The following is a 22,700-nucleotide window of genomic DNA, read 5'->3' on the forward strand; positions in this document are numbered from 1 at the left end:
GATCACCGCCCGCAAGGGCTGACCCGTCCGGGCGGCGCACACGCTCGACGGCCCGGGGCCGCACGGTGAATCCCACCGCGCGGCCCCGGGCCGTTTCCGATCACCATTGACGCGGATACGACAGCCTTATAACTTCACCATGCGGATTGTTGATTCCGGGAAGCGGAAGCGTCGAGAGCGTGGAGGGTGCGGAAATGGGTCAGCAGGAGAAGGTGGCGACGAGCCTCGCAGGCGTGGTCAGCGAGGCGATCAGTGCCTCGCTCACAGCGGTGGACGCCGAACTCGCCCGCCGCTACCCGGGCGACCCCGGAACGCGTCAGCCCGTCCACACGGTCTATGTGCCCGGAGACACCTTCACGGCGGACACCATCCGTTCCTGGGGCGACCAGGCACTGCGGGCACTCGACGAACACGCCCCCGACGCCGCCTCACTCGCAGCCGTGCTCGGAATCCCGGCCGAGCTCGCCGGACCCGTCCACGCGCGCGTACGCGCCAAGCTCAGCCGTGAGCCCGTCGAGGATCTCCGTATCGACTTCGAGGACGGATACGGCCCCCGCTCCGACGCCGAGGAGGACGAGGCCGCGGCCCGTGCGGCCCGCCTGGTCTCGGAGGCGTACGTGAACGGAACGGCGGCGCCGTACATGGGCATCCGCATGAAGTGCATGGAGGCGGCCGTGCGTGACCGGGGCATCCGCACCACGGACGTCTTTCTCACGGGACTGATGGAGGCGGGTGGTCTTCCCGACGGGCTTGTGCTGACTCTGCCGAAGGTGACCTACCCCGAACAGGTCACCGCCTTCGTCCAGCTCCTCGAAGCCTTCGAGGAGACGCACGGGCTTCCCTCCGGGCGGCTCGGCTTCGAGATCCAGATCGAGACCAGCCAGTCGATCCTCGCTGCCGACGGCACTGCCGCCGTGGCCTGTATGATCGACGCCGCGCGGGGCCGGGCCACGGGTCTGCACTACGGCACGTTCGACTACAGCGCCTGCGTCGGGGTCAGCGCCGCATACCAGGCGAGTGACCATCCAGCGGCCGACCACGCGAAGGCCGTGATGCAGGTGGCCGCCGCGGGCACCGGCGTACGTGTCTCCGACGGTTCCACCAACGTCCTGCCGGTGGGGCCCACCTCCCAGGTGCACGAGGCCTGGCGGCTCCACTACGGACTCACCCGGCGCGCCCTGGCCCGCGCCTACTACCAGGGCTGGGACATGCACCCGGGCCACCTCCCGACCCGCTACGCGGCGGTCTACGCCTTCTACCGCGAGGGCCTTGAGCAGGCCGCGGCCCGGCTCGCCGCATACGTGGCGAAGGCGGGCGGCGACGTGATGGACGAACCCGCCACCGCCAAGGCGCTCAGCGGCTACCTGCTGCGCGGCATCGACTGCGGCGCGCTGGACACCGCCGAGGTGGCCCGGCTGACCGGGCTGACCCGCGCGGAGCTGGACGCGTTCGCCTCACCTCGGCGTGGCGGACTGACGGTGACGGCGCCGTAGTCCGCCCGCGCGGCAGGCGAGCTCCGGTTCAGGCCGGGCGCAGCTCGCCCGAGCCGCGCGCGATCAGCCTCGTCGGAAGCTCGACGCGTGCCGGCGCGTGGTCGGCGCCGTCGAGCCGCCGGAAGAGGTGCTCGGCCGCGGTGCGGCCGACGGCCGCCGCGTCCTGGGAGATGACGGTGATGCCCAGCAGATCCGCGAGCTCGATGTCGTCGAAGCCGACCAGGGCGACGGGCCGCTCCCATCCGGCCAGCACACGCACAGCGGTCACGGTCACACGGTTGTTGCCCGCGAAGAGGGCGGTCACGGGTTCGGGGCCGGACAGCATGGTCTCGGCGGCCTGACGGACCCGGTCGGCCTCCGTGGAACCGAGCGAGACCCAGGAGTCCTCGACCGTGATCCCCGCATCGGTCATGGCGGCGTGGTAGCCGCGCAGTCGCTCGGTCGCGGTGTGGATCCGGGACTGGTCACCGATGAACCCGATCCGGCGGTGGCCGTGCGCCAGGAGATGGGCGACGCCCTCGCGAGCGCCGCCGAAGCTGTCCGAGAGCACCATGTCGGCCTCGATCCGGCCCGCCGGGCGGTCCACGAAGACCGTAGCTATGCCAGCCTTGATCTCCGGCTCCAGATAGCGGTGGTCGTCGCCGGCGGGAATCACGATGAGCCCGTCGACGCGTCGTGCGCACAACGCGAGCACGAGTTCCTGCTCGCGCTCCGGGTCCTCGGCGCTGGAGCCGTTGATGAGCAGGGCGCCGTGGGCGCGGGCCACCTCTTCCACGGCGCGGCTCAACGGCCCGTAGAAGGGGTCCGCGAGGTCCTCCAGGACCAGGCCGATCGAGGCGGTGCGGCCCTTGCGCAGCACCCGCGCGCTGTCGTTGCGGCGAAAGCCCAGCGCGTCGATGGCCTCCTGGACCCGGCGCTCGGTGTCAGGTGTGACGCCCGGCTCGCTGTTGACCACGCGCGAGACCGTCTTGAGGCCCACTCCGGCACGGGCGGCCACGTCCTTCATGGTCGGCCGGTTGCCATAGCGGGGCTCGGGGTGACGGGTGGTCTCGGCCACGGTGCGCAGTCCTGTCCTCGGTTACGGGCCGTCCGGACCGGCCGCGCGGAAGGTGCCGCGGGGGTGGCCGGAGGCTGTGGCGTCGAGCATAGGCCCTGGACAACGTTGTCAAGTGAATGGAGACTATGCAGACTATTTACTCAAGCCGCAGGTCCCACCCCTTCACCCACGGAGCCACACCGATGCATACCGACCTCGTTGCCGCGCTGGACATCGGCGGCACCAAGATCGCCGGAGCGTTGGTGGACCGCGAGGGCACGCTCCGCGTGCGGGCGCAACGTCCGACGCCCGCCCGTGAGGACGGCGAAACGGTGATGGCGGCGGTCGGCGAGGTGCTGGCGGAACTGTCCGCGTCACCGCTCTGGGCGCGGGCGGCGGCCGTCGGTATCGGCAGCGCCGGTCCGGTGGACGCCGTCGCCGGGACGGTCAGTCCCGTGAACGTACCCGGCTGGCGGGGCTTCCCCCTGGTGGAACGGGTGAGGGCGGCGACCGGCGGCCTCGCGGTCGAGCTCGTCTGCGACGGTGTCGCGATCGCCGCGGCCGAGCACTGGCTGGGCGCTGCTCGCGGTCACGACAACGCGCTGTGCATGGTCGTGTCGACCGGCGTCGGCGGCGGGCTGGTCCTCGGCGGCGCACTGCACCCCGGCCCGAGCGGCAACGCGGGCCACATCGGACACATCAGCGTGGACCTCGACGGCGACCCGTGCCCGTGCGGGGCGCGCGGCTGTGTCGAGCGCATCGCGAGCGGCCCCAACATCGCACGCCGCGCACGGGAGTCCGGCTGGCGGCCAGGACCGGACGGTGACACGACGGCTGCGGCGGTCGCGGCCGCCGCACGGGCGGGGGACCCGGTCGCGGTCGCGTCGTTCGAGCGCGCCGCACAGGCGCTGGCTGCGGGCATCGCTGCCACGGCCGCCCTGGTCGAGATCGACATCGCGGTGATCGGCGGCGGGGTCGCCGGTGCGGGCGATGTGCTGTTCTCCCCGCTGCGCAGCGCACTGCGGCGGTACGCGACGCTGTCGTTCGTGCGGAATCTGACCGTTGCACCGGCGGTCATGGGCAACGACGCGGGACTGGTCGGCGCGGCGGCAGCGGCTTTCGCCGTGCGTGTGGGCACGGACGGGGCGGTCGCCGTCTAAAAGGACACCGGTTTCAGCCCCGGGCAGCCCCAGGTGTGGTCCCGTCCGGAACTCCTCTGACGTGGCCCGGCCTTCCGCTCAGCGACGGCCCCGCCGTCGCTGACCAGGCAGCCCCCCGTCGGAGGCGGCGCCGGGGGGGTCCCCCCGGCCGGGGTTGGGCCCCCCGGGGGGGGGCGTCGGGGCGGCAGGCGGCCGCCACCCGGCCCCTCCGGGCACCCGGCCCCTCGGACATCCGGCTTCAGCAGGTGATCCGGAGGTCCGCCCAGTCCGCGTGGTCGGAGTCGACTCCGTCGCCCCCGTCGGTGACCACCAGGCGTACGACCTGGGCACCGCTGACGTCCGCCGAGAGCGGCTGCGCGGCCATCGCGTTGGTCAGGACTCCGGTGGACGCCGCCTTCGTGCCGTCCGCCCAGATCTCGAAGGCAACGCTCCCCTTGGCGCCCTTCTCGTCGTCGACCCCGACGTCGGCCGTCACGGTGTCGCACATGCCGCCCGCGTAGTACTCGACGGCACCGGCCGCATGCATGCCCAGCCCCTTCGCGTACACCTCGCCGCCGATGGTCAGAGGATTTCCGTCGCCTGCCGCGCTCTCACCGTTACTGGTGTCCTTCTCGACGGGTCCGTAGCCGTTGGCCGCGGAGAGCTGTGGCAGATCGCTCAGGTAACTCCCGCCGGCCGGCGGAGCGGTCACCACATGGGCCTGGAACGGTACGGAGGACCGCACCCGCTCCCCGGAGGGGGAGCGGTACTGCGCGGTGAGCGTCAGATCGTAGGTACCGGTGGCCGTGCCGGCCGGAGCCGTCACCCGCCAGCGTGTGGTCAGGGACCTGCCCGTCGGCAGGGCGGCCGCGGTGGTCGCGGACTCGGCCGCGACCCGCCAGCCGGCCGGCCCGGTGAGTGCGGCCGACACCTTCACGGCGGGCGTCCGGCCCAGACCGGTGACCGTGGTCACCAGTTGTGCCGTACGGCCCGCCTCCACCAGCGGGCTCCCGTCCAGAGCCAGTTCCACCGCGGGCGGATACAGGGCCCAGCGGCTGTCGGCTGCCACGCGCAGCAGGACCGTCCCATGGGCCGGGACGGTCGCGGAGAGGCCGCCCGCCGTGTTGCGCGTGGTGTGTGCCCACAGGTCGCGCACCGTGTAGGCGTGGGCCGGCGGAAGCCCCGCGGCCTCGGCCGTCGTCGAGATGTGCTGCGCACTCCCGGTCTCGTTGAACAACGCCACGACCCGGCTGCCGTCCCGCATCTCCTTGGCGACGATCCAGCGCCCGCCGTCGGAGGAGAGCACGACACCCTGTTTGCCCAACGGGTCCTGGTCGACGGCGATGACCTCGCGGTTGGAGAGGATCCGATATGTCTCGGGCGTCGCCGTGCGCAGATCGGAGCCGATGAGCAGGGGAGCGGCCATCACCGACCACATGGAGAAGTGGGTGCGGTACTCCGTGTCCGTCATCCCGCCGTTCCCGACCTCCAGCATGTCGGGGTCGTTCCAGTGGCCGGGGCCGGCCGCCGAGGCGAGCGGCAGGTTCTGCTTCATGATCGACAGCATGCTGCCCCAGCTGTCGTTGATGTCTCCCGTGGTGCGCCAGAGGTTGCCCAGTTCGGCGGCCCATTCCCAGGGTTTGTTCTGGCCCCATTCGCAGATGCTGTAGACGATCGGCCGGCCGGTGGCGGCCAGTGCGTCCCGCATGGCTGAATAGCGCTTCTTCGCGTCCACGCCCTGGTTGTTGCAGTTGTCGTACTTGAGGTAGTCGACGCCCCAGTCGGCGAACTGCTGCGCATCGCTGTACTCGTGTCCGAGCGCACCGGGAATCCCGACGCTGTCGCAGGTCTTGGTACCCGCGCTGGTGTATATGCCGAGCTTGAGTCCCTTCGAGTGGACGTAGTCGGCGACGGCCTCGATGCCGTTCGGGAATCGCACCGGGTCGGCTTCCAGCTTGCCGTCCGCATTGCGCTGCGGCTTGGCCCAGCAGTCGTCCAGATTGACGAATTCGTAGCCCGCCTCCCTGAGCCCCTTCTCGACGAAGATGTCGGCGATCCCCTTCACCATCGCCTCGTCGAACTCGGCCCGGCAATGGGTCGAGTTCCAGTTGTTGAAGCCCATGGGAGGGGTGAGCGCGAGACCGCTGCCGACCGGGTCGCCCGCCGTCGGCAGTGGGGCCGGGGCCAGGGGCTGGGCGGTGGCGGGAAGGGTGAATCCCGCCGCACACAGGAGGCCTGCGGTCAGCGCTCCGATGACTCTGTGGCGGCTTGCGCGGGTGGTACGGCCTGGAAGATGACGCACCATTACGTTCCTCCGTACTCGTGCCGAATCGAGTGGCGACATGTGCACGCCAAGACGAGCGATTACGTTAGAGCCTGTTGAACTATGTTGGAAGAGGGGGAGTGTCGGTTGTTCGGTATCTCGTCAAAACCCTTGACTGGGGCCTCTGTTGGGAGTGTGATCCAAGCGCACGTTCGTTTGTGTTGGGTTGCCTTCCGGAGGAGGGGATCGTGGTGCACTCGTACGACAGGTCAGATCTGCCCGGCAGTGTCGCGGGACATCGGATGTCCCGGCGAAGTCTGCTGCGTGGCGCGGCAGTCGGAGCCGGCGCGGTCACGCTTCCCGCGCTGCTCACCGCGTGCGGAGGGGCCCCCGGAGGGGACGGCAGGACCATCACCCTGGGCTCGAATTCGTCCGACCCCGTTCCGAAGAAGGCGTTCGCCGACGCATTCAAGGCCTATGCCGGCCAGTCCGACGGCCGGAAGGTGAAGGTCAACACCGTTGACCACAACACCTTCCAAGAGAACATCAACCGCTATCTCCAGGGCAAGCCCGATGATGTCTTCATGTGGTTCGCCGGAAACCGCATGCAGTTTTTCGCCAAGAAGGGGCTGCTGTACGACATCAGTGACAACTGGGAGGGCTACGAAGGGTTCTCGGATGCCCTGAAGGCCCAGTCCAGCGGCGAGGACGGCAAGCAGTACCTCACTCCGTACTACTACTATCCCTGGGCCGTCTTCCACCGGAAGAGCCTCTTTGCCGAACGCGGCTATGAGGCGCCCAGGACACTGGACGAGTACGTGGCCCTGGCCAAGCAGATGCAGAAGGACAAGCTGGACCCCATCGCCTTCTGCGACAAGGACGGCTGGCCCGCAATGGGCACCTTCGACTACATCAACATGCGGACCAACGGATACGAGTTCCACAAGAGCCTGATGGCAGGCGAGGAAGCGTGGACGGACAAGCGCGTCAGAGAGGTCTTCGACACCTGGCGGCGTCTGCTCCCGTACTGCCAGCAGGGTGCCAACGGCCGCACCTGGCAGGAGGCCGCCACCAGCCTCCAGAAGCGCGACGCCGGGATGGCGGTCTTCGGCCTGCCGCACCCCGGAGCGCAGTTCCCCAAGGCCGAACAGGACGACCTCGACTTCTTCCCCTTCCCCGTCATCAACCCGGAGCACGGCCAGGATGCCGTCGAGGCCCCGATCGACGGGTTCCTGCTGGCGAAGAAGTCGAAGAACCTCAAGAACAAGAAGAGCCTGGAGAGCGCCAAGGACCTGCTGAAGTGGCTCGCCACCGGCAAGGCCGAGGACATCTATCTCAAGAGTGACCCGAACAACATCGCGGTCAGCGACCGGGCGGACACCTCCCAGTACTCGGCCATCCAGAAGAAGGCCGTCGAGCTGGTGTCCGGGGCGAAGCAGATCTCGCAGTTCCTGGACCGGGACACCCGTCCGGACTTCTCGTCCACGGTCATGATCCAGGCGATCCAGAAGTTCATCAGCAGTCCGGACGACGTGGACGGGCTGGTCAACGACATCGAACGGCAGAAGAAGACCATCTTCGCAACGGACTGAACCGGGAGTACCGACCGTGTCGTTCATCTCGGGGCGGCGCACCGGACGGCGGGGCTCGCGGCGGTTCACCCGCCGCGACCTCGTCGTGCTCGGCGCGCTGCTCGGCATACCCGTACTGCTCGACATCGCCATCGTGTGGGGGCCGACCCTCGCCTCCGTCGTCCTCTCGTTCACCAGCTGGGACGGCATCGGCGACATCGAGTGGGTCGGAACACGCAACTACACGAACCTCTTCACGAACTACCCGCAGTTCTGGCCCGCCGCCCGCCACAACCTGCTCTGGCTCGCCTTTCTGGGCCTGGTCGCCACACCGTTCGGCCTGCTCCTCGCCGTACTCATCGACAAGGGCGTGCGATTCAGCCGCTTCTACCAGTCGACCCTGTACATGCCCGTCGTGCTCTCCCTGGCCGTGGTCGGCTTCATCGCGCAACTGGTCTTCTCCCGCGACCAGGGAGCTCTCAACGCGATCGTCGGCGACACCGCGTCACCGACCGACTGGCTGGGCGATCCCGACCTCAATATCTGGATGGTCCTGCTCGCAGCCGCCTGGCGCCACACCGGCTATGTGATGATCCTCTACCTCGCCGGGCTCAAAGCCGTGGACACGTCCCTCAAGGAAGCCGCCGCCATCGACGGGGCGAGCGAGAGCCAGACCTTCTTCCGCGTCGTCCTTCCGACGCTGCGCCCGGTCAACATCATCGTCGGCGTCATCACCGTCATCGAGTCGCTGCGCGCCTTCGACATCGTCTACGCGGTCAACCACGGCCGGAACGGCCTGGAACTGCTCTCGGTGCTCGTCACCGACAACATCATCGGCGAGGCCAGCCGGATCGGGTTCGGCTCCGCCATCGCCGTCGTCCTGCTGGTCGTCTCCCTGGGATTCGTCGTGACGTACCTGGTCCAGGAGATCCGAGGGGAGAAGGACCGATGACCACGCAGACAGCCGCACCCCGTCCGGCCCCGTCCGCCCCCGCCACGGCCCGGCGCCGAATCCGTCCCGGCCGGCTCGGCGTGCACGCCTTTCTGATGACGGTCTCGCTCGCCTTTCTCGCACCCCTGCTGCTCGCCGTGTACGCCTCGCTCAGGCCGTACGGCGAGACATCGGAGCACGGCTACTTCTCGCTGCCCCGACATCTCTCGCTGGACTACTACCGGCAGGCGTTCACCGACTCGGGCATGACGAAGTACTTCGTCAACACCATGATCATCGCCGTGCCCGGGGTTCTCATCACCCTGTTCCTCGCCTCGTTCGTGGCGTTCGCACTCGCCCGGCTGAGGATGCGCGGCGGGCTCGTGCTGCTGATGCTCTTCACCGCGGGGAACCTGCTTCCGCAGCAGGTGATCGTCACGCCCCTGTACGTCGTCTTCAACCGCATCCCGCTGCCCTACTGGACGTCCGACTCGATGACGATGTTCGACTCCTACTGGGCCGTCATCCTGGTGCAGGTCGGATTCCAGCTCGGCTTCTGCGTGTTCGTTCTGGCCAACTTCATGCGGACCCTGCCGAGGGAGATCCTGGAGGCAGCCGTGGTGGACGGGGCGGGCGTCTGGACCCAGTACTGGCGGATCACCCTGCCCCTGTGCCGCCCCGCGCTCGCCGCTCTGGGCACGCTCCAGTTCACCTGGATGTACAACGACTTCCTCTGGGCCCTGGTCTTCATCTCCGACGGGGACAAGCTCCCGGTCACCTCGGCCCTGAACAACCTGCGCGGGCAGTTCTTCACCGACTACAACCTGCTCGCCGCCGGCTCGGTGATCGTCGCGCTCCCGACGCTGGTGGTCTTCCTGCTGCTTCAGCGGCACTTCGTCGCCGGGCTCACGCTGGGGTCCGGCAAAGGATGACCCGCCGCATGCCGGAACGTGCCGTCAGCCGGCCCCGCGGGGGCCGGCTGACGGCTTCGCCGTCCTTCTATTCGCAGCCGACACCGTCACCGTCACGGTCGAGGTGGGACGCGTAGCCGGGGTCCCCCGCGTGAATGGGGGCGGCGCCGGCCGCCCGGACCGCGGAACAGTTGGCGTAGTACGTCGCCCCGCCGCCACCACCGCCGTTGTCGTCGTCCGAACCGGAGCCCCCGGAGGTGCCTGAATCGGGTGCGACCGTGACCTTGACCGTCACTGTCCTGGTGACGGTGGGCACCGGCTTCGGACTGGCGGTGACGGTCTCCGTCACCGCGGGGCCGGGCTTCGCCGATGCGGTGGCGGTCGCTGTGACGGTCACGGTCGGGGCCGCCGAGGCTGTGGCTGCCTTCTCGGTCCTGTCGCCGTCGCCGTTACCGGCTCCGCCCATGCCGACGCCGATGAAGAACAGGACGACCGCCGCCGGAATGACGATCCGCTTCCTGGTCCAGCCCGGCCGCGGCGCGGGCTGCGGCGGGCCCACGTACGGGTCGGGGCCGCCGGGCTGCGGCGGCTGCCCCCATGGCGGCTGAACCGACGGCGGATTGTGCGACATACGTCCCCCTGAATGTGCGTGGAGAGGTGACGTTAGCCGCGCCACTCGCGGCAGGGGAGGGTGATGTTCCGGTGGTGATGAACTTGTGACCAAGTTGTGTGGGGAAAGTGGATCACTGGTGGCCTGTCCCGCCTCTTGGGCTGATGGCCGGTCATGGAAGCGCGCGCGTTCCGGGAGGCTGCGCCGAGCGGTTGGCGGTGATCGAGGAGCCGGCGGTGGACGGCGGGAACGCACAGCGTGCAGCCTTGGCCGCCGCACTCCGGATGTCGGCCCATATCGGGGTGGACGCGCTCCAGGAGATGATCGTCATCGGTGGGCAATGGCTGTCGTCGGCTGCGAACGCGGAGGCGCACCGGCGTCCCGCGGCGTGAGTTTCGGAGCGGTACCGCCCCGGGCCGCAAGAAGCTCGGCTCGTGCGGTGGCCGGCTGCCGAGGCTCGACCGCCGCCAACTCCACACGGCTGGAGGGACTGTCCTGTTCCCTCGCGATACGGTGCTGCCATGTCTCGATCAGTCGAAACGGGATCAGAGCTGTCCCCCGTCACAGCGGACGACGTGGACCTTGCCGTGCGGCTCACCGTGGGCGTCCTTCGGGACGCGCCCCCGCAGGGGTGGGGAGCCAAGGCCGGTTCGCTGGAGTGGGACTGCTGGGAGACCGCCGAGCACCTCGCCAACGACCTGTTCTACTACGCCGCGCAGCTGGGGCCGCAGAGACCACCGCTGGACACCCATGTGCCCTTCGCTTTGCACCGGGCGAGGCCGGACGGACCCGTGACATTCTTCCTCGCGGACCGTGACGCGGGTCCGGCCGGCCTGATGCAGGTACTGGAGGCGTGTGGCGCGCTGTTGGTCGCCATGGTGCGTACGACGCCGCCCCACGTCCGCGCCCACCATGCCGCCGGGGTGTCGGACCCCGAAGGTTTCGCTGCGCTGGCGTTGCAGGAGACGCTGGTGCACACGCACGACCTGGCGGAAGGCTTCGGGCTCGACTGGACCCCGCCCTCAGCCCTCTGCTCGCGGGCGCTCGCCCGCCTGTTCCCGGAGGCTCCGGGCGGCGCGGACCCCTGGCGCACCTTGTTGTGGGCCACCGGCCGCGCCGAACTGCCGGGACACCCTCGCCCCATCACGTGGCGCTCGGACAGCACACCCCGCTCATGACAGCGGATGGGCCTCGGCCAGGCCGATGATCGTGCCCCCACCGCGAGAGCACACCGGGCCCCTGTCCCGTCCGGCAACCCGGCGAACGCACGCGGTCACGGAATTGTGCGACAGCCTTCAGCAAGGCCTTTGTACGGAGAACTCGTTGGCGTCGGGGTCGAGCATCAGAATCCTGCCGTCCTCGCTGACGCCGGTGCGCGTGGCGCCGAGCGAGACCAAGCGGTCGACCTCGGCTTCCTCGTCGGCACCGGCGGGGAGCCTCAGCTCGAAGTGCAGTCTGTTGGTTCCCGTCTTCGGGGCCACCGGCGGTCCGCCCCACGTGATCTTCGTGCCGCCGTGCGGTGACTGGATCGCGGTCTCCTGGTCCTGGTCCCAGACCAGCGGCCACCGCAGGGCCTCGCTCCAGAAGTAGCCGACCTCCTGCGTACCGTCACAGGCCAGCGCTCCGATGAAGCCGGTGTCCGCGAGGAACTTGTTGCCTGCCTCGATGACACAGAACTCGTTGCCGTCCGGATCGGCGAGCACCACATGCCCGTCTTCCGGGAGCTGACCGACATCGATGTGCGCGGCACCGAGCTCCAGCGCCCGGGCCACCGTTTGCCGCTGATCCTCCGGGGAGGCGCTCGTCAGGTCGAAGTGCGCCCGGTTCTGACCGGTCTTCAGCTCCCTGCCCGGCAGGAAGCGGATGCGGAACCCTGCGGGATCGGGGGGCAGGAGCGCGATGTCGTGCTCCGGTCCGTCAGCCAACTCCCAGCCCAGGACCCCGGACCAGAATCGTGCCAGACCGGACGGCCGGGTGGCGTTGAAGCAGATGGCGAACAGCTGACTGGTCATGATCCGAGTATCTCCGCTTCGCTGAGGGGCGCTTCGGTGCCTGGCCCTTCCATCGGGCGCATCCTAGGAGCGACGGTGCACGCCCGCATCCGGGTATCCGGCGTCGCGGGCTCGGCGGTGAGGAGGTTGATGCTCCTCTTGGTTGTCAGTGCTCGATGCGATCCTTCGGGTATGGACGAGATCATGCGGCGACGGGTGTACGGCGCCGATCACGACGACCCGGATCCCGGCCCCCGTCCGGGGCGGGACTACCGGGAGCTGGTGGGCGGACCGCTCGACGGGCTGCTGCTGGATGTGACCGGCTGGACGAAGGTGGCGCTGGCGGACGGCTCCGCGCTGGTCACCGAGATCGGCGCCTACGGTGCGGGAGGCAGGGCCGAGTACGGGCCGCGGGCCGAGGATTCGGACAAGTGGGACTGGCGGGGCGACACGCCTTAGCGCCCCGAGGGGCCCGCAGTACGAAGAGATGCCGTCGCACTGTCGTCGACGACGCCGCCCTCCCTCCGGTGGGCAGGGCGTCGGCACGAGAGGGACAGGGGCCCGCGCGGGGAGGGAACAGCGGACGCCTGTGCGGTACGGGAGCCCAGCCGCGATGCCCTCCTCGCGGCAGGCCGCCGCGAACTCCTCGCGGGCCGGCTGCCCCGCGGGCCCCGGCGGGCCCCCGCGAGCCCCTCGCGGGAACATGATGGCTGCGGCCGGCTCGTCGGGTGCGCGGTTGTTTTCGTGAGCGACCACCCACGGCACGCGCTTGTTGTCTCCGGGGCAGGAGCCAGGCGTGACGCAGGTGCCGCTGACCGACTCCTGCCACCCCTCCGTGCGGTGCCGTAGGAGGGGCGATGCGGTGGCATGGCCGTCCGGCTCCCGGCGGCCGTGACACGACCGCATCGGCCTACGGGGCGTACGCCCCGAAGGTATGCGTCAGGCGCCGCTCCAGACCGGGGCATCCGTTCCCCACAGCCCCGGCGGACGCTCCCAGTTCACCGGGCCCCCGTCGTACGACACCGGCGGCAGCGCGTGCCGCAGCCGGCCCATGGGGCTGTCGGTCTCGGTCAGCCGGCGTTCGGCGTCGAAGCCCTCTTCCGCACCCGGAGCGAGTGCCAGGTCGTGGACGAGCCAGTGCGCGGTCTGCGTCAGCGCCAGGCGGACCAGCCGTGTGCCGCCCGTGCGGTGCTGCTCGGTGAGCGCGCGCAGGATGCCGGCCGCGAGCAGATAGCCGGTGCCGTGGTCGAGTGCCTGAGCGGGCAGGGTACCGGGCGTGTCCGGCGAGCCCTCCAGCTCGGCGATGCCGGTGGCCACCTGGACCAGGCTGTCGAAGCCGCGCCGCTCGCGCCACGGTCCGTAACGGCCCCACGCGGAGAGCTGGGCGATGACGAGACCCGGCCGGCGCTCGGCGAGCGCCTCGGGCGTGAGTCCGAACCGTTCCAGCGAGCCCGGCCGGTAACCGGTGACCACCACGTCCGCTGTTCCGAGCAGTTCCTCGAAGAGCCTATGGTCGGTGGCCTGTGTCAGGTCCAGGGTGGTCGAGCGTTTCCCCATTCCCGTGTCGTTGTGGGCCTCCTGACTTTCCGGCAGCTGTGGGGTGTCGATCCGCAGCACGTCAGCGCCGAGCAACGCCAGCGTCCGGGTGGCGACCGGTCCGGCCAGTACCCGGGTCAGATCCAGGACGCGCAGCCCCGCGCCCGGTAGTGCGGCATCACCGAGCAATCGATCCGGGGCATCGTCGATGCGTGCCGTGTTCAGCAGCGGCTGCCCGGCAACCATGACCCCCTGCTCGCTCTCGGCCCAGTCCTCGGGGCCGCGTGCCGCGACGGCCAAACCGCCCGCCGCGTACACGGTCTCCTCCACTTCCAGCGCGGTAAGCCCCGCGATCGTCCGGGCCACCGCATCCACCGCCTTCTCGTCGGCGTTCCCCGGCACTCCGAGAGCGGCGAGCAACCGGTCCTGGTGGTGCGGGTAGTTGGCGTGCGTACGAACCCATCCGTCGGTCGCCCGCCAGAACCGGGACAGCGGCGCGAAGGTCGACCACGCTCGCCCGTCGGCCCGCACCAACCGGTCGCTGAGGAACGCCGTCGCGACTGCCTCGTCATCGACCCGCACACGGGGCACGGGGCGCCCCGTCCGTACGGAAGCGAGCTCGGCGGCCGCGAGCGAGCACACCGCGACGGTGGCCCGCGCCAGCTCCATGACGGGCAGCCGCGCCGGCAGCCCTCCGGACGGACCGCCGTAGGACACCCGGTCGAGCAGCGAAGAATCGGCACCCAGTGCCGCCCAAGCCTGCGAGGTCCCGGAAATGATGGGGGAATTCATCTCCATACTGTGGCACTGAGTGCCGCAGTATGGGAAGGGCTGCGTGAGGGCCCGAGGGCCTCGCCGGCGTACTGCTGAGATTCGGCCCGGTGGGCTCCCTCGGCCGGTTGAAGTGCCCGGCGCGGACGGGTGAACGTACTGTCGGCCGCCGGGTGGCTCCGCCGGGAGTGTCAGGTGGCTTCCCCTGCGGTCAGCGCTCGTGCAGAACAGACGTCGTATCGACGCCCACCGGCCTGCCGTCTATGCCGGTGGGACGCAGCTCCGGGAGCGGGAGACCGCTCTCGTCAACGAGAACGGAGTGGGTTTCAGTGGGTGCGAAGGCGTGCCGTTCCCCCCACTGGCGCGCAGCCACGATGACAGTGAAGAGGTCTCGTCCCGCCTCCGTGAGGACGTAGTTCTGTCGCCGCCCCGTCGGGGCGGTCTGCCGGTCGAGGATTCCTCGTTCGATCAGGCGTCGCAGGCGGTCGGTGAGGATGTTGCGCGCGATTCCGGTGCGGTGCTGGAAGTCGGTGAACGCTCGCGCGCCGTCCATCGCGTCGCGAACGATCAGCAGGCTCCACCGGTCTCCGACCAGGTCGAGCGTGCGTGCAACGGGGCAGGCCGGGTCGGTCCAGGGCATCCCGTCTGCGCGGGGCGCTGTGTCAGCCATCACTGCTCCTGAAGGGTTGCGGATTGAAACCATTCTGCCGTACCTTCATTTTGGTTGCAATTTGCAACTCATTTGGAGGTGTCGGTGTGTCGATGAGTCCTGGGTCCGGCCGGAGGACGCTGCTCGCCGTGATCTGCGCGGTCGCGGTCGCGACGATCTACGTGGCGCAGCCCGTACTGGCCCGGATCGGCGGCGATCTGAGCCTGCCGGAAGCCGACTTGGGGTGGATCGTCACCACCGGGCAGCTCGGCTACCTGATCGGCCTGGCCCTTCTTGTCCCTCTGGGGGACATGTTCGACCGGCGCAAGCTCATTGCCGGGCACCTTCTCCTCGCCGCGGCCGGCACGGCCCTGGCCGCAGTCGCTGCCCAGCCGTGGCTCCTGCTCACGGGGCTGGCTCTCGCAGGCCTGTTCGCGGTCGTTGTTCAGACCGCGGTCGCCTTCGCCGCCGATCTGTCCACGGCGGCGGAACGCGGCCGCACGCTCGGCGCCGTTACCTCCGGCGTCATCATCGGCATTCTCGGAGCGCGCGTGCTCGCGGGAAGTCTCGCTGCACTCTGGGGATGGCGAAGCGTCTACGTGGTGCTGACCGTGCTTCTCATCGCGCTCACCTGCTTCGCCCTCAAGCTCCTGCCTCCCGATCCACGCGACGGCCGGGCTACGTACGGCGCGGTACTGCTCTCGCTGGGGCGCCTGTTCCGTGAGCGCCTGTTCGTCTCGCGTGGACTGATCGCGTTCTTCTTGTTCGCTTCCTTCGGAGTGCTGTGGAGCGGCCTGGCTCTGCCGCTCGCAGCTGAGCCATGGCATCTGAGTACGGCCCGGATCGGCCTCTTCGGGATCGCCGGGCTCGCCGGGGCGCTGGGTGCCACCCGAGCCGGGCGGAAGGCCGATGCCGGCCGCACCGATATCGTGACGGGCGGTGCACTCGCACTTCTGGCCGCTTCGTGGCTGGCGACCGGACAGGCCTCCTGGTCGCTCTGGCCGGTCATCATCGGCGTGATCGTTCTCGACTTCGCCGTGCAAGCGGTACACGTCAGCAGTCAACACCTGCTCACGACGGCGTACGCGCACCGTACGAGCAGTGTCATCGGCGGCTACATGCTCTTCTACTCCCTCGGCTCCGCCGTCGGAGCGATCGGCACCACCGCGGTGTACTCCGCCGCGGGGTGGGCCGGCTCCAGCCTTCTCGGTGCCGCCTTCGCTCTCTGTGCACTCACTGTCTGGGCTGTCGACCGGCACACGGTTGGTGACACGCGACGAGACGCGCTGGTTTAGCGGGACTTGCCCCGGAAGCGTGCCGGCGCCGGTCCCGCGGACGGATCCGGCGGGACGACGCGATCGGACAGAGCCGTTCTCACGGCGTTCGCGCTGAGCTTGTGTGTTCCTTTGCCGCTCAGGTCGGCCGGCCGTGCGCGGCGGTCTCTCGTCGCCGGTTCACGGCGGGTCGCAGTGCCGCAAATTCTGCCGAATCGCAGAATTCACCTCGGAAGGTGCATTTTCAGCGAATCGTGCGCATGTGTTTGAGAGGGAGCGGTCGTGACCACCGAGAGCGGCTCCGCAGGGCAGGCCGTTGGCCGGGGGAAGACCAGGACCTGGCTGTCGAAGGTGTTCGAGCTCAACCCCGATGGGCTGAACTGGCCGCGAGCGGTGGCATTCCTGGATACCGCGTTGGTGCCGATGTTCATCTTCTGGGCGATCGGGCACGAGGTGTACCTGCTCAGCACGTTGTTCGGCCTGCTGTTTGCCGCGCTGGCCGACCCCGGAGGCAGCTATGGACACCGTGCGTTCTACATCTTTGCCTTCGCGCTGGCCGGTGCGGGGGTGACCGCGCTGGCCTTCGGTATCGGCTCGGACGCCTGGGGCTGGCTGGTGCTCGCGTCCTTCGCGCTCACGCCGGCGGCCGGGCCGGCGGTCACGTTCGGGGTACGCAGATTCGTCAACGCGCTTCTTCTGAATATCTGGTTCGTCATCGCCGTCGGATTCGAGTCCGGCATTCACTCGGACGCCCACGTCACCAGCTACGTCTGGGCTCAGGTCCTCTCCTGGACCGGAGGAGCGGCGCTGTGGATCGTGGTGACCTTTCTCTGGTGGCTGGTCAGGGGGTACGGACGAGGGGCGGCCGTTCTCGGAGCTTCCGGGTGACACGTCGCGAAGGAAGCTGACCCGGCCGCTCATCCTGTTCGCGGTGATCCGTGCCGTGGTCATGGCCGGAACGGTCGCGCTGGCCTTCGGACTGGATCTCTCGTACGGCTCCTGGATCCCGATCGCCGCCATGATCGCGATGAAGCCCAGCCTGGAGCAGGCCGCCCTTGTCAGTGCGCAGCGTCTTTGCGGTGCTTTGATCGGTGCCGTCGTCGCCGCGCTGCTGTTGTGGGTGCCCGCCGGCGAAAGCGGCTTCAGGCTGCTCGTGGTGGAACACGGACTTGAGGTGGTCGCACTCGTTCTGCTGATGCACGGAGCTCTGATCCGCTTCTGGAACTACGCGTTCTACAGTGCGGCCATCGCCGCCGGTGCGCTCATTCTGGTGGATCTGCCGCAGCCCTCCGACGATGCCGCCGAAGGCTATCGGGTGCTGTGGACGTTGTGCGGTGTGGGCATCGGTCTGTCCGTCATGCTGCTGGCTGGGCTGCTCGCCAAGCGCCCCGCCAGCACACCGTCACAACAAACCTGATGTCGGACCGCTGATCGCAGCGGACGGCCCTCAGGGTGTCCCGGCCAGCAGTCCCGCGGGGAGTCCTGGACCGCGCCGGGGCGGATCCCCCGGCGAGCGAGCACCGGGCTGCCGGGACGGAACCGCGGGCCGCCCGGAACGCCGGGGAACACGCCGGAGTCTCTTCCTCCGCCCCGGCTCGGCGGACGCTCCGAGCTCAGGTGCCGGTGCACGCCCACATTTCTGGGGAAACGGTCACACTCTTTCCGAGAGGTGCGTATGCCGTGGAACGGTATTCCTTCACTTCTTCCATGGCCTTGCATACCGTGTCCTTCAGTTTCACGCTGTCGCTTCTCAGGCCGATTCCGTACTCCTCTCTCTTGTCAAAATCATCCGTGCTGATGATGTATTTCCAATCCATATCCACCTGGAATCCTTTCAGGATGGCGGCATCTGTCATTACCGCATCCACGCCTCCCTTGGCCTCGGGGTCTTTTCCTCTGTCGAGATCCATTACGCAAATGTTGTAGTCACTGCGCGGGATGATCTTGTATGGGAGTTCTTCTTTCTGCTTTTGCTTCTGCTTGCGTAGTTCGTTTACGTATATTTCCGCGGTGGACCCGCTCACTACGCATACGCGGGCATCGGCGGGGAGGTCGGTCAGGTTGTTCACGGGCCTGGATTCGCCTGCGAACATTGCCTCGCTGTGCTTTGAACGGTCCCTTCGCATCATTATTTTTTGTCCCGTTTCAAGGTACGGTCCGGCGAAAATTACGGGAGGTTTTTTTGTGCTGCCCTTCTCTCTGGCCGCCGAGATTCCGTAAGTTCCGATGAACATGTCGACGCCCGTTCCGCTCATCTCTTCGCCTCCCCCTCCTCCCTCGGCCAGCGCCTTCTCCCGGTCGTCTGTGGCTACACCTTTGAACTCGTACTGCCAATCTTCGAGGCCCATGGCTTCGAGTACCTTGGCTGCATAGTCAATTTCTGCGCCGGTCCACCTTGAGTCCACCTCTTCACTCAGCTTTTTCTGGTTCCTCTTCACTCCGACTACAAATTTGAAATTTCCCTTTCCTTTTTTGCTGCTCCTCGCTCTTTCGAGAGCGGCGAAGGCGGTGTCATCGAGAGGAAGCGCGGCCGAGGGGCTGGGACTGGTGGGGGCGGCACCGGATGCACCAGCGGATTGCCCTTCTTCATGCAGGTGGTTCCAGGCGATCGCGCCTCCACCGGCGAGGAGGGCGAGGCAAGCGGTACCGATCACCGCAAGGCGCGCGCCCCTTCTGTTCCCGCGGGCCCGACTTGCCTCTGGCCCGGTCGCCGAGGGCGCGGCGCCGTGATCCTGCCGCTCGCTTCCCTCGGAAATGGTGAGGGGCTCCCCAGTGGCCGCACCGGAGCCGCTGTCCGGCCTGTCCGCCGCGTCCGGCCTGTCCGCTCCGTCCTCGGGCAGGGCGCGTACAGAGCCGCTGCTGGTGGGCGCGTTGTCCGCGGTGTCCGTGGGCAACGCGGACACGGTCTTGCCCGGGGCGGTCGATGAGGTGTCGCCGGGAGCGGCGCGTGAGCTGGACCTGGCTGCCTTGCGGGCAGCCTCAGCCTGTTGCGCGGCATTCAGCAGTTGCTCCCCGTCGTGCAGATGCGCACTCCGCAGGATCTGCTCGGGGACCAGATAGTCGACCAAAGCCTTCAGCTGGTTCGGGGAGATCAGCTTGCGTCCGCTGAGGATGTCACTCCACTGGCTTTTCCCGGGGCTGTAGAGGAAAGCGTCCTGCAGCGTGCGCGTGCTCCGGTCGCCCACACGGGTACGTAACCATTGCGCAAGGGCTTTGGCCTCATCGGTCCCCTGCAGGTCGCCGAACCGGTCCGGGCTGAGCCTGCGGGAAGGCCGGTCTTCATCAGGCACTGATGCTGCCTCTCGGGTTGATCCGTCCGCCGCGTCCAGAACTTTCGGCTGCTTTCAGTGCTGTTGACCTGCGCGGACACGCAGTTGCGGACAGCGGGCAGAAAATGTGCCTCAGATTACCAACTATCACTGGTTGTCGACCCGTTCAACGAACTCGGAAGGCGTTCGACATGCAAGAACGTTCGAAGACCCGTGCCGCCCTCGGCTTCCGGACCAGGCCGGTCACAGGCGTCGGCGTGACGGCCGCCGGCGCGGTGCTCCTCGCTCCGGGACTTTCCGAGAGCTGGATCGATCCGACAGGCCTCGCTCTTGCGTGCGGGACAGCCCTTACCGCCCGCGACGTCAGGTAGCGAGCGAGCGCCATGCCGTGCGGACGCACTGCGCCACCCGCGCCGCCCCGCTGGGCGCGCTTACCCGCCGCCAGAGGCTGACCCGCAATGCCTGGCGGCACAGCCCTGAGTTCATGTGCTGCCACCACCGCACCACCGGTAAGTCAAGAACTCGCGAATCCGCTCCACCCTCCGTCAGGTCCCTCCGGAAAGCTCCCGGAACGGATATTCGCGAGAAGTCACCCCCTCGGCCCGGATCACGGAATGTGACCCCGCGCTCAGCCGGAACGCACCCACCGAAACGGAGATTCCGTCGTGTCCACGCTCAACCTCGCTCTCGTCCTGTTCTTCGGTCTGCTCCTGGTCCTCGTGTCCGGGCTTGTCCTGGCCGGTCTGGCTTACCTCACCCACCGTCACCCCCGTCTGGAGAAGCCCCTGGGCGTCGCAGTCGCTTCCGCCGGTGTCCTCGTCGCGATCGTCGCGGTCCTGGTCGCCGTCATCGCCCTCACCACCCAATGACGGAGCACAAGCCGGTGCTGTCGGGCCATGGTCCGACAGCACATTGTCAGGGCCCGCTGGGAGAGCGAGGAGTCCGGCACCACGGCCGGTCGCGGGCGCTGGAGGCGGCCTCCGCCGACTGCGGTGGTCGGCAGAGAGCCACCGGGCACGGTCGGCCCGATGGCCGGCCCCGTACGAGGTTCGTCCGCCGGGCCCGTAGCGCGTGGGACTTCCTGGTGCTGCAGGGCAAGCCGCTGCTCTCCACCGACTTCGACGACGTCTGCTGGTTCCCGATCCGGGACGCTGCCGAGGAGCGGGCACCCCGGCAGCGGTACGAGCGGTGGGCACGACCCGGCGCCCCCGGCGGTCGAGGAGAGGGCCGGAGAGGACACGTACCGGCTGCGGCACTCGCGCAAGGTGAGGCCGGACGAGCCGGGCGACATCCCGCGCATGGCGGTCGAGGAGCGGATGGGCCATGAGCTGCCGGGCGTGGAGGGCACCCACAGCGAGGTGACCCTCGCGATGGAGGAGCGGATCGTTGGGTATCTCCAGAGGGTGTGGGAGGAGGTGCTGGGAGCCGGGCTATGGACGCCGCCCTTTCTCATCTGTCTCCCAGACGGTCCCGACAATTTTGTTACGCCGCAGTTCAGCGGCCTTCCCATCTTGGAGTACGAGTGATCGTTTGGATCAACGGTGCGTCCGGCGCGGGCAAGACCCGCGCTGCGCATGAACTGATCGATCTGATCCCGAACAGCACCTTCTACGATCCGGAACTGACCGGCACGGGACTGGAATCCCTGCTGCCGCAGAAGAAGCTTGCCGAGGTGACCGACTTCCAGGACCTGCCGATCTGGCGGCGTCTTGTGGTGGACACCGCGGCAGCGCTGCTTGCCGAGGTCGGCGGAGTGCTGGTGGTGCCCATGACGCTGCTGCGACAGGAGTATCGCGACGAGATATTCGGAGGACTCGCCTCCAGGCGCATCACGGTACGTCATGTACTGCTCTCACCTGAGGAAACGATCCTGCGTCAACGGATCGCTCACCGGGCCGAGTTCCCCGACGAACCGGAGAAGGCCAACGGCACCGGGCAGTGGGCGTACAACCGCATCGAACCCTACCGTTCGGCGCTCGACTGGATCACCCGGGATGCACACACCATCGACAACAGCGCACTCACCCCCCGCGAGACAGCCCAGCTCATCGCCGAGGCCGTGCGCACCGGGGCGGCCCCGGCCTGCGAGATCGTCCAGACACCCGACCCCACGGCGGAGACCGTCGCGGCCGGCGTGCTGCTCTTCGACGAACACGGCAGGGTGCTGCTCGTCGACCCCACGTACAAGCCCGGCTGGGAGTTCCCCGGGGGTGTCGTGGAGGCGGGTGAGGCGCCGGCGCAGGCCGGGATCCGGGAGGTGGCCGAAGAGATAGGGATCCATCTCGACCGGGTGCCCAGACTCCTCGTCGTCGACTGGGAGGCGCCCCAGCCACCCGCATACGGAGGGCTGCGGCTCCTCTTCGACGGCGGGACGCTGCCGGGCGCGGACGCCGAACGGCTGCTGCTGCCCGGATCCGAGCTGCGTGGCTGGCGGTTCGCCACCGAGGAGGAGGCGGCCACCATGCTGCCGCCCACCCGGTACGAACGGCTGCGCTGGGCACTGCGTGCCCGTGAGCGTTCAGCCGTGCTCAACCTGGAGGCCGGAGTCCCGGTCGGCTGAGGCAGACATGACCGCGACCGCGTCGGTGGTGAGGGGATCGCCGTGGCCGAAGCAGACCGTGGCCGCCTTCAGCGCGGCCAGCCGCCGGAACGACGCCACGGCCTGCTCGCGGTCGATGTTCATCACTCCCAGCATCACGCGCCCCGCCCCGGCGACACAGTCACCCGTGAACAGCACCCCGTGCCGGGGCAGATGGACACCGATGGACCCCGGGGTGTGGCCGGGGGAGTGGACCACCCGTGCCCCGCCGCCGAACGGCAGCACCACACCGTCGGACAACTCGGTGTCGACCCGGGTCGGCGGAGCCACGGGGAGGGTCATCCCGCGCTCGTGCAGCGGGCGCTCCCAGTCGAGCAGCACCGGATCGCCGATCTGCTCCTCGCCTCGGATCACCGGTGCGTCTAGCCGGTGCGCCAGGATCTCGGCGCCATGGCGGTCCGCCAGTTCCTGGGCCGCGCCGTAGTGGTCGCGATGCCCGTGGGTGATCACGATCCGGGCGGTCCGGGCGGGGTCGAGACCGAGGCGGCGCACGGCGTCCTCGATGGCGGGTGCCGCGTTCGCGTCGCCCGCGTCGATCAGGGTCAGCTCGGTGCCGTCGCGCCAGAGGTAGGCCTGGCCGATCGGGAAACGGAACATGTGCAGCTGGGGAAGCACCTCGACGATTTCCATGACGGGAACGTATGCGGGAGCGGGCGT

At 68.8% G+C, this 22,700-nt stretch carries 22 protein-coding genes; 14 read left to right on the forward strand and 8 right to left on the reverse strand.

All coding sequences use genetic code 11. The features are described 5' to 3' along the window. The first annotated feature begins 194 nt into the window (after positions 1–194). Positions 195–1,493, forward strand: coding sequence for a DUF6986 family protein (locus ACZ4LX_RS08180; RefSeq protein ID WP_467642225.1), 1,299 nt, complete (start codon positions 195–197; stop codon positions 1,491–1,493). Positions 1,494–1,521: 28 nt separating this feature from the next. Here the strand turns inward: ACZ4LX_RS08180 and ACZ4LX_RS08185 are convergent, their stop codons facing one another. Next, entirely contained in the window at positions 1,522–2,550 is a 1,029-nt protein-coding gene (locus tag ACZ4LX_RS08185) for a LacI family DNA-binding transcriptional regulator (RefSeq protein WP_467642227.1), read from the reverse strand. 182 nt (positions 2,551–2,732) lie between these two features. Here ACZ4LX_RS08185 and ACZ4LX_RS08190 point away from each other — a divergent pair, with 182 nt between their 5' ends. Continuing rightward, positions 2,733–3,689 (forward strand): ROK family protein, encoded by a 957-nt coding sequence (locus ACZ4LX_RS08190; protein ID WP_467642229.1) that lies wholly within the window; start codon positions 2,733–2,735, stop codon positions 3,687–3,689. 238 nt (positions 3,690–3,927) lie between these two features. On the opposite strand, the gene ACZ4LX_RS08195 is transcribed toward ACZ4LX_RS08190, so the two are convergent. Beyond that, positions 3,928–5,973, reverse strand: coding sequence for an NPCBM/NEW2 domain-containing protein (locus tag ACZ4LX_RS08195; protein WP_467642231.1), 2,046 nt, complete (start codon positions 5,971–5,973; stop codon positions 3,928–3,930). 260 nt (positions 5,974–6,233) lie between these two features. On the opposite strand from ACZ4LX_RS08195, the gene ACZ4LX_RS08200 reads away from it, so the two are divergent. From ACZ4LX_RS08200 to ACZ4LX_RS08210, 3 genes are read left to right on the forward strand one after another with little or no spacing between them, the layout of a single operon-like run. Further along, a complete protein-coding gene (locus tag ACZ4LX_RS08200; protein WP_467642233.1) occupies positions 6,234–7,523 on the forward strand; it encodes an ABC transporter substrate-binding protein in 1,290 nt (429 codons plus the stop codon). A 16-nt stretch (positions 7,524–7,539) separates the two neighbouring features. Next, positions 7,540–8,454, forward strand: a complete 915-nt coding sequence (locus tag ACZ4LX_RS08205) for a carbohydrate ABC transporter permease (RefSeq protein WP_467642235.1) — start codon at positions 7,540–7,542, stop codon at positions 8,452–8,454. After that, complete coding sequence (locus ACZ4LX_RS08210; protein ID WP_467642237.1) at positions 8,451–9,365, forward strand: carbohydrate ABC transporter permease; 915 nt, start codon at positions 8,451–8,453, stop codon at positions 9,363–9,365. The genes ACZ4LX_RS08205 and ACZ4LX_RS08210 overlap by 4 nt, the downstream gene beginning before the upstream one ends. A gap of 67 nt (positions 9,366–9,432) precedes the next feature. Here ACZ4LX_RS08210 and ACZ4LX_RS08215 read toward each other — a convergent pair whose 3' ends face one another. Then, the gene (locus ACZ4LX_RS08215) at positions 9,433–9,975 is read right to left on the reverse strand and encodes an excalibur calcium-binding domain-containing protein (RefSeq protein ID WP_467642239.1); all 543 of its coding nucleotides are present in this window, start codon (positions 9,973–9,975) and stop codon (positions 9,433–9,435) included. A gap of 245 nt (positions 9,976–10,220) precedes the next feature. Here ACZ4LX_RS08215 and ACZ4LX_RS08220 point away from each other — a divergent pair, with 245 nt between their 5' ends. Then, complete coding sequence (locus ACZ4LX_RS08220; protein WP_467721126.1) at positions 10,221–10,346, forward strand: hypothetical protein; 126 nt, start codon at positions 10,221–10,223, stop codon at positions 10,344–10,346. 129 nt (positions 10,347–10,475) lie between these two features. Further along, positions 10,476–11,132, forward strand: a complete 657-nt coding sequence (locus tag ACZ4LX_RS08225; RefSeq protein ID WP_467642243.1) for a hypothetical protein — start codon at positions 10,476–10,478, stop codon at positions 11,130–11,132. Positions 11,133–11,249: 117 nt separating this feature from the next. On the opposite strand, the gene ACZ4LX_RS08230 is transcribed toward ACZ4LX_RS08225, so the two are convergent. Then, positions 11,250–11,966: a VOC family protein gene (locus tag ACZ4LX_RS08230; protein WP_467642245.1), complete on the reverse strand. Its 717-nt coding sequence runs from the start codon at positions 11,964–11,966 to the stop codon at positions 11,250–11,252. Positions 11,967–12,137: 171 nt separating this feature from the next. On the opposite strand from ACZ4LX_RS08230, the gene ACZ4LX_RS08235 reads away from it, so the two are divergent. Then, a complete protein-coding gene (locus ACZ4LX_RS08235) occupies positions 12,138–12,404 on the forward strand; it encodes a hypothetical protein (RefSeq protein ID WP_467642247.1) in 267 nt (88 codons plus the stop codon). 480 nt (positions 12,405–12,884) lie between these two features. On the opposite strand, the gene ACZ4LX_RS08240 is transcribed toward ACZ4LX_RS08235, so the two are convergent. Further along, positions 12,885–14,273 (reverse strand): CoA transferase, encoded by a 1,389-nt coding sequence (locus tag ACZ4LX_RS08240; protein ID WP_467642249.1) that lies wholly within the window; start codon positions 14,271–14,273, stop codon positions 12,885–12,887. Between the two features lie 190 nt (positions 14,274–14,463). After that, positions 14,464–14,922, reverse strand: coding sequence for a winged helix-turn-helix transcriptional regulator (locus ACZ4LX_RS08245; RefSeq protein ID WP_467642251.1), 459 nt, complete (start codon positions 14,920–14,922; stop codon positions 14,464–14,466). Between the two features lie 92 nt (positions 14,923–15,014). On the opposite strand from ACZ4LX_RS08245, the gene ACZ4LX_RS08250 reads away from it, so the two are divergent. From ACZ4LX_RS08250 to ACZ4LX_RS08260, 3 genes are all read left to right on the forward strand, one after another. Next, positions 15,015–16,196 carry an MFS transporter gene (locus ACZ4LX_RS08250; protein WP_467642253.1) on the forward strand — a complete coding sequence of 394 codons (1,182 nt, stop codon included), beginning with the start codon at positions 15,015–15,017 and terminating at the stop codon, positions 16,194–16,196. A gap of 261 nt (positions 16,197–16,457) precedes the next feature. Further along, positions 16,458–17,063, forward strand: a complete 606-nt coding sequence (locus ACZ4LX_RS08255) for a hypothetical protein (protein ID WP_467642255.1) — start codon at positions 16,458–16,460, stop codon at positions 17,061–17,063. Positions 17,064–17,106: 43 nt separating this feature from the next. Further along, a complete protein-coding gene (locus ACZ4LX_RS08260; RefSeq protein WP_467642257.1) occupies positions 17,107–17,592 on the forward strand; it encodes an FUSC family protein in 486 nt (161 codons plus the stop codon). Positions 17,593–17,788: 196 nt separating this feature from the next. Here ACZ4LX_RS08260 and ACZ4LX_RS08265 read toward each other — a convergent pair whose 3' ends face one another. After that, on the reverse strand, positions 17,789–19,465 hold the full coding sequence (locus ACZ4LX_RS08265) for a type 2 periplasmic-binding domain-containing protein (RefSeq protein ID WP_467642259.1): 1,677 nt from the start codon (positions 19,463–19,465) through the stop codon (positions 17,789–17,791). A gap of 644 nt (positions 19,466–20,109) precedes the next feature. Between ACZ4LX_RS08265 and ACZ4LX_RS08270 the strand changes: the two genes are divergently transcribed. The 3 genes from ACZ4LX_RS08270 to ACZ4LX_RS08280 all read left to right on the forward strand — a co-directional run bounded on the left by ACZ4LX_RS08270 (position 20,110) and on the right by ACZ4LX_RS08280 (position 22,004). Further along, the gene (locus tag ACZ4LX_RS08270) at positions 20,110–20,313 is read left to right on the forward strand and encodes a hypothetical protein (RefSeq protein ID WP_467642261.1); all 204 of its coding nucleotides are present in this window, start codon (positions 20,110–20,112) and stop codon (positions 20,311–20,313) included. 429 nt (positions 20,314–20,742) lie between these two features. Then, the gene (locus tag ACZ4LX_RS08275) at positions 20,743–20,970 is read left to right on the forward strand and encodes a hypothetical protein (protein ID WP_467642263.1); all 228 of its coding nucleotides are present in this window, start codon (positions 20,743–20,745) and stop codon (positions 20,968–20,970) included. Beyond that, positions 20,967–22,004 carry an NUDIX hydrolase gene (locus tag ACZ4LX_RS08280; protein ID WP_467642265.1) on the forward strand — a complete coding sequence of 346 codons (1,038 nt, stop codon included), beginning with the start codon at positions 20,967–20,969 and terminating at the stop codon, positions 22,002–22,004. Before ACZ4LX_RS08275 ends, ACZ4LX_RS08280 begins: the two co-directional genes overlap by 4 nt. Here the strand turns inward: ACZ4LX_RS08280 and ACZ4LX_RS08285 are convergent. After that, entirely contained in the window at positions 21,963–22,673 is a 711-nt protein-coding gene (locus ACZ4LX_RS08285) for an MBL fold metallo-hydrolase (RefSeq protein ID WP_467642267.1), read from the reverse strand. The two genes, ACZ4LX_RS08280 and ACZ4LX_RS08285, sit on opposite strands and share 42 nt — an antisense overlap. Positions 22,674–22,700: the final 27 nt, after the last annotated feature.

The organism is Streptomyces sp. NPDC026062, from assembly GCF_055568375.1.

Coding starts and splice junctions, on each gene's coding strand:
- ACZ4LX_RS08180 (WP_467642225.1), top strand. CDS start 195: ATGGGTCAGCAGGAGAAGGTGGCGACGAGCCTCGCAGGCGTGGTCAGC.
- ACZ4LX_RS08190 (WP_467642229.1), top strand. CDS start 2,733: ATGCATACCGACCTCGTTGCCGCGCTGGACATCGGCGGCACCAAGATC.
- ACZ4LX_RS08195 (WP_467642231.1), bottom strand. CDS start 5,973: ATGGTGCGTCATCTTCCAGGCCGTACCACCCGCGCAAGCCGCCACAGA.
- ACZ4LX_RS08200 (WP_467642233.1), top strand. CDS start 6,234: ATGTCCCGGCGAAGTCTGCTGCGTGGCGCGGCAGTCGGAGCCGGCGCG.
- ACZ4LX_RS08210 (WP_467642237.1), top strand. CDS start 8,451: ATGACCACGCAGACAGCCGCACCCCGTCCGGCCCCGTCCGCCCCCGCC.
- ACZ4LX_RS08215 (WP_467642239.1), bottom strand. CDS start 9,975: ATGTCGCACAATCCGCCGTCGGTTCAGCCGCCATGGGGGCAGCCGCCG.
- ACZ4LX_RS08225 (WP_467642243.1), top strand. CDS start 10,476: ATGTCTCGATCAGTCGAAACGGGATCAGAGCTGTCCCCCGTCACAGCG.
- ACZ4LX_RS08230 (WP_467642245.1), bottom strand. CDS start 11,966: ATGACCAGTCAGCTGTTCGCCATCTGCTTCAACGCCACCCGGCCGTCC.
- ACZ4LX_RS08235 (WP_467642247.1), top strand. CDS start 12,138: ATGGACGAGATCATGCGGCGACGGGTGTACGGCGCCGATCACGACGAC.
- ACZ4LX_RS08240 (WP_467642249.1), bottom strand. CDS start 14,273: ATGAATTCCCCCATCATTTCCGGGACCTCGCAGGCTTGGGCGGCACTG.
- ACZ4LX_RS08245 (WP_467642251.1), bottom strand. CDS start 14,922: ATGGCTGACACAGCGCCCCGCGCAGACGGGATGCCCTGGACCGACCCG.
- ACZ4LX_RS08250 (WP_467642253.1), top strand. CDS start 15,015: ATGAGTCCTGGGTCCGGCCGGAGGACGCTGCTCGCCGTGATCTGCGCG.
- ACZ4LX_RS08275 (WP_467642263.1), top strand. CDS start 20,743: ATGGCGGTCGAGGAGCGGATGGGCCATGAGCTGCCGGGCGTGGAGGGC.
- ACZ4LX_RS08285 (WP_467642267.1), bottom strand. CDS start 22,673: ATGGAAATCGTCGAGGTGCTTCCCCAGCTGCACATGTTCCGTTTCCCG.